The organism is Streptomyces sp. NPDC038213, assembly GCF_055600495.1.
Map to the genome: position 1 here is coordinate 99,875 of NZ_JBVJYM010000007.1, position 8,008 is coordinate 107,882.

8 protein-coding genes are annotated in these 8,008 nt (G+C 74.5%); 4 read left to right on the forward strand and 4 right to left on the reverse strand.

From position 1 onward, the window contains the following. Positions 1–169 precede the first annotated feature (169 nt). Positions 170–1,099, forward strand: a complete 930-nt coding sequence (locus ACZ7JZ_RS13845) for a CehA/McbA family metallohydrolase (protein WP_470937747.1) — start codon at positions 170–172, stop codon at positions 1,097–1,099. Between the two features lie 637 nt (positions 1,100–1,736). On the opposite strand, the gene ACZ7JZ_RS13850 is transcribed toward ACZ7JZ_RS13845, so the two are convergent. Then, positions 1,737–2,219, reverse strand: a complete 483-nt coding sequence (locus ACZ7JZ_RS13850) for a peroxiredoxin (protein ID WP_470937750.1) — start codon at positions 2,217–2,219, stop codon at positions 1,737–1,739. 529 nt (positions 2,220–2,748) lie between these two features. Here ACZ7JZ_RS13850 and ACZ7JZ_RS13855 point away from each other — a divergent pair. Continuing rightward, positions 2,749–3,105 (forward strand): STAS domain-containing protein, encoded by a 357-nt coding sequence (locus ACZ7JZ_RS13855; protein WP_470937753.1) that lies wholly within the window; start codon positions 2,749–2,751, stop codon positions 3,103–3,105. A 92-nt stretch (positions 3,106–3,197) separates the two neighbouring features. Further along, positions 3,198–3,701 carry a DinB family protein gene (locus ACZ7JZ_RS13860; RefSeq protein WP_470937756.1) on the forward strand — a complete coding sequence of 168 codons (504 nt, stop codon included), beginning with the start codon at positions 3,198–3,200 and terminating at the stop codon, positions 3,699–3,701. 41 nt (positions 3,702–3,742) lie between these two features. On the opposite strand, the gene ACZ7JZ_RS13865 is transcribed toward ACZ7JZ_RS13860, so the two are convergent. After that, positions 3,743–5,485: an amidase gene (locus tag ACZ7JZ_RS13865; RefSeq protein ID WP_470937759.1), complete on the reverse strand. Its 1,743-nt coding sequence runs from the start codon at positions 5,483–5,485 to the stop codon at positions 3,743–3,745. Between the two features lie 182 nt (positions 5,486–5,667). On the opposite strand from ACZ7JZ_RS13865, the gene ACZ7JZ_RS13870 reads away from it, so the two are divergent. Beyond that, positions 5,668–6,438, forward strand: coding sequence for a TetR/AcrR family transcriptional regulator (locus ACZ7JZ_RS13870; protein ID WP_470937761.1), 771 nt, complete (start codon positions 5,668–5,670; stop codon positions 6,436–6,438). 90 nt (positions 6,439–6,528) lie between these two features. On the opposite strand, the gene ACZ7JZ_RS13875 is transcribed toward ACZ7JZ_RS13870, so the two are convergent. Together ACZ7JZ_RS13875 and ACZ7JZ_RS13880 are read right to left on the reverse strand one after the other, a co-directional pair. Then, a complete protein-coding gene (locus tag ACZ7JZ_RS13875; RefSeq protein ID WP_470937764.1) occupies positions 6,529–7,065 on the reverse strand; it encodes a pyridoxamine 5'-phosphate oxidase family protein in 537 nt (178 codons plus the stop codon). Between the two features lie 205 nt (positions 7,066–7,270). Then, positions 7,271–7,477, reverse strand: a complete 207-nt coding sequence (locus ACZ7JZ_RS13880; protein ID WP_470937767.1) for a glycine zipper domain-containing protein — start codon at positions 7,475–7,477, stop codon at positions 7,271–7,273. Between the last annotated feature and the right edge of the window lie 531 nt (positions 7,478–8,008).

Consider the following 8,008-nt stretch of genomic DNA (forward strand, 5'->3'; position numbering starts at 1 on the left):
GCGGTGGGCGGGGCCGCTGGCTATGACGGGTCACGGTGTACGTCGTCCCCGAGGTTCAGTCCGCGCCCCCGGTACCCCACCACGCGCCGCTCCTGTCGGGCAGCCGTGCGCATTGCTTAGAGTTGCGGCGACTTGCTCCCGGGGGAGCCGAGTTGACGAGGGGGACCGTATGACCAGTCCGTTCGGGCTGCCCGGCCGATTCTGGCGGGGCAACCTCCATACCCACTCCGACCGTTCCGACGGCGCGCTGTCGCCCGGGGAGGTCTGCCGGGTCTACCGGGACGCCGGTTACGACTTCCTCGCCGTCACCGACCACTTCAAGGACGAGTACGGGTTCCCGCTGACGGACACGCGCCCCTACCGCACCGCCGGATTCACCACGCTCATCGGTGCCGAACTGCACGCTCCGCGCACCGAGTTCTCCTCCGAGTGGCACGTCATCGCCGTGGGACTGCCCCTCGGCTTCGCGCCGCCCGCTCCCGGCGAGAGCGCCCCGCAGCTCGCGCGCCGGGCCCGCGCGGCGGGGGCGTTCGTCGGGATGGCCCACCCCGCCGCCTCGCTCCTCACCGAGACCGATGCGGAGAGCCTGGACGCCGCCCACGCCGTCGAGGTCTACAACGCGCTCTCGGCGCGCGAGGACCGCGGTGACAGCTGGCACTTGACCGACGTACTCCTCAACCGGGGCCGCCGCCTCACCGCCTACGCTGCCGACGACGCGCACTTCCAGCCCCAGGACCCGCCCGGCTGCGCCGCCTGGGTCCAGGTCCGCGCCGCCTCCCCCGACCCGGCAGCACTCCTCGCCGCCCTCAAGGCCGGCCACTACTACGCCAGTACCGGCCCCGAAGTCCACGACGTACGCGTGGAGGGAGACACCCTCGGCGTCCGCTGCTCCCCGGCCCGCAAGGTGATGGTCACCGGCGGCGCTCCGGGCGTGCGGCTGGTGGAGGACGACGGGGGCGGACTGACGGAGTGCTCCCTGCCGGTCGGCATGTTCGGCGGCGGGTACTGCCGGGTCACCGTCGAGGACGCGTACGGCCGCCGGGCCTGGAGCAACCCGATCCACCTCGGCCCGCCCGCGGTCCGCAGCGCGTCGGCCTGAGGGGCCGGACGCCGGGACCACCACCAGCCACCACGAGGAGACCTGCCACCATGGCTCTGGCCTGCGGCCACCTCACACCCGCGTACGGGATTCCCCTCTGCCCGCACCTCAGGACCGCGCCCCGTGCCCGGGACTACTCCGTCCACTAGACCGGGCGCGGCCTCGACCACCAGCGTGTGTGCGCCTCCTGCCGCCGGGCAGCCGAGCAGGGCCGGGCGGTCGACTCCGGCCGCATCTGCGAGGACTGCTGGGACGGTCAGTACGGGAGCCTGGTCGGCTCCGTCGGACGGGCGGAGGTCGTCGACGCCTCCCGCCCGGTGCCCGGCGCGGGTCCCCTCGTGCCCTTCCCCGCCGAGGCGGGGACGGTCCTGGACCTCGCGCCCACCGAACAGGGGCGCCGAGGAGACGGCGGCGTTCGGCGGGCCGGAGGGGCCGTTCTTCGCCGCGGACGGGCTGCTGTTCTCGGCGGGCGGCCCGGGGCTGGAGATCTGGGACCCCGTGTCGGGCGCGCGCACCGGTTCCGTCCCGGGCTTCCACCCCACCCACCACGACACCGTGCGCGGTGAGCTCGTACAGCTCACCGCGGAGGGTGTACGCCGCCGCCCGACGGGCCCGGGCACCGGCCCCGGCCCCGCGCTCAGGCCGTGATGCGGGCGAGCTGTGTGTTCAGGGTGGCGGCGGACGGGTAGGTGGCGCCGACCGCGGTGACGTGCTTCCAGTGCAGGCGGCCGGTGGGGGTGAGGATGAACACGGCCCGGCGCAGCCCGATCAGGGGAGCGGTGATCCCGAACGACTTCGCCACCGTACGCCCCTGGTCGGAGAGCAGCGGCATGCGCAGCCCGCGGCCGCGGGCGAACTGCTCGTGGCTGTCGACGCCTTGGGGGCTGATGCCCCACACGGCGGCCCCGGCGGCCTGGAGTTCGGCGAGGCCGTCGGAGTACGAGCACAGCTGCGCGGTGCACACCGGGGTGTCGTCGCCGGGGTAGAAGGCGAGGACGAGGGGCTTGCCGCGCTGTTCGCCCAGGGTGTAGTCGCGCCGGTGGAAGGTGTCGCCGTCCAGGTGTCCGCCGGGCAGGCTGAAGTCTGCGACGGTGTCCCCGATCTTGGGGGTGCTGGCCATGGAGGTCCTCGTCTGTCGATCGGCGCGGTCGCCCGGCCGGGCGGGCAGGGTGGTCAGGAGCAGGGGTCGGCGGTGGGGGTACGGCACCGGTACCGGCGCCGCGAGGGCCGCCGCCCGGCACGACCGTACCGCCGCCGCGCACCGGTCCGGAGGGCGGGATGGCTCATCCCGCGCCGCTGTCCGGCCGCGAACGGCCGGTGGAGCCGCGGTCGCGGCTCTGGCCGGGAGGCCGGGGCGGCGCGGCTGCCGGGACGCCTGCCCGCGGGGTCGTGCTGCGCGCGATCCCGCCCGCTCGTGCCGCCCGGTTTCGTTTCGGGGCCGGTTTGCCGGTCGGCAGTTCGTTCCACGGGCTGCGGGCAGCCTTCGTCCGGGGCGACGGTCGTAGGACGGCAAGCGGTGCAGCGGATCGGCGTGGGCCGGGCGGCCGGCAACCGATCCGGGCAGCCGGGCGTCGAACATTCCAGCCGTTGCACAACAGGACAGCCGAGCAGCCCGAGCAGACGTGAGCAGTCATCCGAAGGAGCCGTTCATGGACGAAGGCTTGAGGACATCCCGGCGCCGGGCCCCCGCGGGCACCTGCGTGCTGGTCCTGACCGGTCAGGCCGACCTGGGCACCGCGGCCGTCCTGGCCCGAGCCCTGACGGCGGCCCTCGAAGGTCCGCCCGTGCCGCGGGTGCTGACCGTCGACTGCGCGGGGCTGGACCTCTGCGCCTCCGCCGGCCTCAACGAGCTCCTGAAGGCCCGGCAGCGCGCCGTCGCGGCCGGGATCGCGTTCCGGCTGGCCGCCCCCTCCGCCCAGGTGCTCCGGCTGCTCCGGCTCACCGGCGCCGACGCCGCCTTCGAGGTCACCGCGGGCGCCCGGCCCGCCGACCCCCTGCTGCCCTGAGCTGCGCACCCGACCGGAAGCATCCGGATGACCACGTACCCGCCGCCCCCTCCACCCCGGGATGGTGTGCACCCATCAACTACGGTTCCGGCATGACGACCACGGAGCCCCGCCCCGACCTTCGGCCGCCCGGTGTGAACGCCGACGAGAAGACCACCCTGCTGACCTTCCTGGACTACCTGCGCGAGTCCGTCCTGGCGAAGGCGGCCGGGGTCCCGGAGCCGGCTGCCCGTACGGCCGGGGTCCCTTCCGGCACCAGCCTGCTGCTCCTGCTCAAGCACCTGGCGGCCGTCGAACTCAACTGGTTCGTCTGGGCCTATGCGGGCGCCGACCGCGAACTCTGGGACGACGAGGCCGCCGTGACCGCCGACGACACGGCGGCCGGCCTGGCGGAGGCCTACCGCCGGGCCATCGCCCGGGCCAACGAAGTCGCCCTGGCCTGCCCCGACCTCGACCGCCCCGGCGCCCGCTCCCTGCGCGAGACCCCGCCGCCCTCGATGCGCTGGGTACTGGTCCACATGATCGAGGAAACCGCCCGCCACGCCGGCCACGCGGACATCCTGCGCGAGCAGATCGACGGTTCAGTGGGGCGGTGACCGCCCCGGGCCCCCTCGGTCGAAGGGGCCCGGGTCCCGGCTCACTGCGCCGGCAGTCGCGGGGTGCGCGGCGGAGTGGTGCGGCGGCTGCCGTCGCCCGTGCGCTCGAAGGCCGCGGCGAGGGTCAGCAGGGCGTTGTCGTCGTAGGCGCGGCCCGCGAAGGTCAGGCCGACGGGCATCCCGGTGTCCGCCATGGTGCCCATGGGCACGGTCACGGTCGGGATGCCGAGGTGGCGGGGGACCAGGTTGCCGTTGGCGACCCAGACGCCGTTGCGCCAGCCGAGGTCCGCGGAGGCCTCGGAGACGTCCATGTCCGCGGGGCCGACGTCCGCGACCGCGGGGAAGACCACCGCGTCCAGGCCCAGCCCGTCCATCCACAGCTCCAGGTCGACGCGGCGCGTCTCCTCCAGCCCGCGCAGCCCCTGCTCCAGGTGCGGCATGTCGGCGAGGGAGGCGTACGGGCGCTCGCGCACGATCCGGGGGTACTCGCCGATCGTGTCCTCGAAGCCCTCGTACCGGTCGGGAAGCTCGCCCTCCTGCTTCGGCCAGATGCGGGACCCGTCGACCTCGGCCAGCGAGGGCAGCGCCGGGTCGCCGTTCGCGCGCAGGAAGTCGTCCCAGGACCAGGCGGACAGGTCCTCGATCTCGAAGGTGAGGTAGTCGCGGGTGACCAGCCCACGGGTGAACAGCGAGGGCGCGCCGGGGCGGTCGGCCTCGTAGTTCGTCACGACGGGGAAGTCGACCTCGACCACCTCGGCGCCGGCGGCCTCCAGGTCGCGGCGCGCGGCCTCCCACAGCGCGATCACCGAGGCGCGGGTGTCGATGCGCTGGCCGGTCTGGCCGCCGATGCCCCCGTCGGGGTTCGTACCGGCGTCCGGGTCGGCGTTGATGTACATGCGGGGCACGCCCACGCGCCGGCCCGCGAGGGCGCGCGCCGCGGCCGGGGCGTCGGCGGGGGCGAGTGCCGGGTAGGAGGCGGGCCGCACCTGCGAGGCGGCGGGGAGGGGCAGCCACGGCTGGGCGCGCCACAGGTCGCCGCGCGTCTCGTGGTCGTCGGCGACGATGACGTCGAGCAGTTCGAGCAGGTCGGCCATGGTGCGGGTGTGGGGGACGACGACGTCCATGGTCGGTACGAGCGGCCAGTTGCCGCGCACCGAGATCACGCCGCGGCTGGGGGTGTAGGCGCACAGCGCGTTGTTCGAGGCGGGGGCCCGACCTGAGGACCAGGTCTCCTCGCCTAGGCCGAACGCCCCGAAGGAGGCCGCCGTCGCCGTCCCGGAGCCGTTCGAGGAGCCGGAGCCGTACGCGCTGGTGAGCCAGTCGGCGCTGTACGGGCTCTCCGCGCGCCCGTACAGGCCGCGCTGCATCCCGCCGTTCGCCATGGGCGGCATGTTGGTGAGGCCGATCAGGACGGCGCCGCCCGCGCGCAGCCGCTCGATGGCGAAGGCGTCGCGCTGGGCGACGAGGTGCTCGAAGGCCGGGGACCCGGAGGCGGCCGTCAGCCCCTGGGCGAGGTAGCTGTCCTTCGCGGTGTAGGGGATGCCGTCCAGCGGGCCGAGGGTCTCGCCGCGGGCGCGGCGGGCGTCGGAGGCCTCCGCGTCCGCGCGGGCGTGCGGGTTCATGACCACCATCGCGTTCAGGGCGGTGGCCGTGCCCGGCCGGTCGTACGCCTCGATCCGCGCGAGGTAGGCGTCGAGCAGGCCGACCGCAGTGGCCTCGCCTTTCTCCAGCGCCTCGCGCAGGTCGGCGATACAGGTCTCCACGACATCGAATCCGCGCGTCATGAGGGTGGCTCCCGGGTGGTGAGTAGGGCAGGCGGGCCGCTGGCCGTCGGGGCGGCCGCGCACACCGGCCGTCACACACCCCATCGCACTGACTAGATTTTCAGTCTAGACTAGGAATCTAGATTTGGGGAAGCTGGGAACCTAAACTCGGAGCCTGGACTTCCGGAACCGAAAGCGAGCCCATGCCGACGTCAGAGACCGCGCCCCGGCCGCCCTCCCCGTCCGACCCCCTCCCGCCGTCGGAGGGTGCGGCGGCGGGTGCGGGCGCCGGTGCGGGCGGCTCCGCAGGTGCTGGTGCAGGCGCAGGGGCCGCAGCCGCCCCGCGGTCCGCGGCCCGGACCCCGGCCGACCGCAAGCGCCAGCCCAGCGGGGACGAGGCCCGGGGCCGCGCGATGAGGGCCGCCATCAGCGTCATCGCCGAGAAGGGCACCGCGGCCCTGCGGATGTCGGACATCGCCGAGCGGGCCGGCATGAGCACCGGCCACATCCTCTACCACTTCGGCAAGAAGGACCGGCTCCTGCTCGAGGTCCTCGCCTGGAGCCAGGCGGACCTCTGGGACCGGTTCCAGCAGGCCGCCGACCAGGCCGCGTCCCCCGCCGAGAAGCTGGACCTGTTCGTCCGCTTCTACCTGCCGCGCGACCAGGGCGACGAGCGGTACGCGCTCTGGACGCAGGTGCTGCTCCAGCGCCACGACGACGCGGGCCGCCGCATCCTCACCGGGCTGCTGGACGGCTGGGACGAGCGACTCGAAGCCATCGTCCGCGAGGGGCGGGAACTCGGGCAGTTCGCCGAGGTCGACGTCCCCGAGTTCACCATCCGGGCCGTGGCCATGCTCAGCGGGCTCTCCGAGGACGTGATGTTCGGCCGCTCCCGCTGGCAGCAGGCCTCCGCGCATGCCTTCGCCCTCGCCGCCCTCACGCGCGAACTGCGCCCGGCGGCGGACGGGGGCTGACGGCGTCCGGCGCGGCTGCGGCTGTTCGACGGCCACGCCCCGGGCCCCAGGCGTGAGGCACCAGACCTGGTCAGCGGCCCCGGCCCCCGGTCAGCGGTCCTGGCGGAAGCGGTGGACCGAGGGGTCGTGCTCCGGCGCCGGGAAGCGCCCGCCGGTGATCGCGTCCGGCGCGGGCGTGCCGGGGACGGTGGTCAGCGGGATCCACCCGGCCCAGGCCCCGACCCCGTCGTCCTTCGGCTCGTCGCGCGCGAACCCGGCCCGCACCTTCATCGGGAACTCCTCGATGGGCATCGTCAGGCAGGCGGTGTGCCGGGCCTCCTCGACGCTGGGGCGGCGCGCGGCGTACGGGCCGGACAGCCGCCCCGGCACCACGCTCTCCACCACCTCGGCCAGGGCGTCGGCCCGCTCCTGCTCGTCCTCGATCGCGGTCGCCTTCCCGAAGACCATGACGGAGCGGTAGGCGGCCGAGTGGTGGGAGGACGCCCGGCCCAGGAGCACCCCGTCGATCAGCGTCGCCGTCACGCACAGCGGCGCCCCGGCGGCGGCGGTCGTGATGAAGCGGCCGAAGGCCGAGCCGTGCAGCAGCAGCCGGTCGCCGACCCGCATGTGCAGGGTCGGGATGACCACCGGGCCGGACGCGGTGGCGGGTCATGGCGGCCACCGTAGGTTCCGGCCCCGGACGGCCCCGGCGGTCCGGGGCGCCGACACCGGTGGGCGCACCCGGTCGGCCCGGCGGCGCGGGCACCCGCCGGGGCCGCGCAGGTCCGCGGTGCTCACACCGCCGGGTTCGCACGTGTGATCTTCCGGCGGATCCGGGCGCTCCGCGGGCCGGTCAGGTGCCTTCCGGCCCGCCCGCTTCCGCGTCCTTCCGGGGCACGGGCATGACGCTGAGGGCGGCGCCGAGCGGGAGTCCTACGCCGATGCCGATCGCGAGGTTGTCGAGGGCGGCGAGGCCGAGGACGAGCCCCAGCAGCAGGCCGAGGGGTATGCCGGCAGGGAAGCCCAGCTGGGGAGCCTTGCGCTCCGAGTTGTTCGTCATGCGGACATTGTGTGCGGGGGTGATCGCTGAACGGACACCGGGTCGGCCTTAAGGGCGCGCCGAGAGGGGAATGTCGAAGTCCGGATCGACCGGAACTCCGGTGCTGAGCAGTGCGGGAGAAGTCCGGTGGCGGCAATGGCTCCCGGCTTCGCCGGGCTGTCCGCGGTCGGGATATTCGAAGGCGGGTGTCCCGATAGGCGTCAGTGTGCGGGCTTTTGGAGAGCGTCCGGTGCGCTGCCCGGCCGCAGGTGCATTGTTCTCCGTTTCGTGCGGAGGGCAGTGCAGGTGCATACCAAAGGGGTGCTCCGGCATTGCCGTCCGGCCGGGGCTGCTGCGGTGCCTGCGGTGCCGGTCGCGGGCCCGCGGGCTCGCCGCGGAGGGTGGTGCCTGCCAGCTGAGTTCCGCCCCGCGGCCGCCTGTGGCGGCCTTGTGGTGCCGGTACGGCGGGCCCGGGTATTTCCGGAGCTGGGGATTCCGTTGGCGGCCGCGGGGTGCACGGGCATTTGATTATCAGATCCGTTTCTGACGTAC

Coding starts and splice junctions, on each gene's coding strand:
- ACZ7JZ_RS13880 (WP_470937767.1), bottom strand. CDS start 7,477: ATGACGAACAACTCGGAGCGCAAGGCTCCCCAGCTGGGCTTCCCTGCC.
- ACZ7JZ_RS13865 (WP_470937759.1), bottom strand. CDS start 5,485: ATGACGCGCGGATTCGATGTCGTGGAGACCTGTATCGCCGACCTGCGC.
- ACZ7JZ_RS13870 (WP_470937761.1), top strand. CDS start 5,668: ATGCCGACGTCAGAGACCGCGCCCCGGCCGCCCTCCCCGTCCGACCCC.
- ACZ7JZ_RS13855 (WP_470937753.1), top strand. CDS start 2,749: ATGGACGAAGGCTTGAGGACATCCCGGCGCCGGGCCCCCGCGGGCACC.
- ACZ7JZ_RS13845 (WP_470937747.1), top strand. CDS start 170: ATGACCAGTCCGTTCGGGCTGCCCGGCCGATTCTGGCGGGGCAACCTC.
- ACZ7JZ_RS13860 (WP_470937756.1), top strand. CDS start 3,198: ATGACGACCACGGAGCCCCGCCCCGACCTTCGGCCGCCCGGTGTGAAC.
- ACZ7JZ_RS13850 (WP_470937750.1), bottom strand. CDS start 2,219: ATGGCCAGCACCCCCAAGATCGGGGACACCGTCGCAGACTTCAGCCTG.